The organism is Extibacter sp. GGCC_0201 (assembly GCF_017566055.1).
GTDB lineage: Bacteria > Bacillota > Clostridia > Lachnospirales > Lachnospiraceae > Extibacter.
The window spans coordinates 1-387 of record NZ_JABFCH010000077.1; the positions used below are offsets into that span (position 1 = coordinate 1).

Sequence of the window (387 nt, forward strand, 5' to 3'; positions counted from 1 at the left end):
GATAGCCGGAGACGGAAGCCTGACGCTGCGGCTGTACTACACGAGGAACAGCTACAACGTGACGTACAAGGTGGACGGGGCGGCATATGAAGGCGCAGAGAGCTACAGGTACGGCGAGCAGGTAAGCATCAAGCCAGAGCCTGTGAAGGAAGGCTATACGTTCAGCGGCTGGAGCAGGCCGGAAGCGTTCGAGATGCCGGCAGAGGACGTGGAGATAACCGGAACGTTCACGGCCGACGGAGATACGAAGTATAAGGTAGAGCACTATCTGGAAGGCCTGGACGGGAAGTATACGGTAGGCCTGACGGAGGATGAACTGTTCGGAGAGACGGATACGCTGGCGACGGCGAACCCGACGACGTTCACAGGGTTCACATATGACAAGGA

At 57.9% G+C, this 387-nt stretch carries 1 protein-coding gene; it reads left to right on the plus strand.

From position 1 onward, the window contains the following. Positions 1-387: InlB B-repeat-containing protein (locus tag HJV72_RS18830; protein ID WP_208073389.1), on the plus strand; the 387-nt coding region annotated here is incomplete at both ends.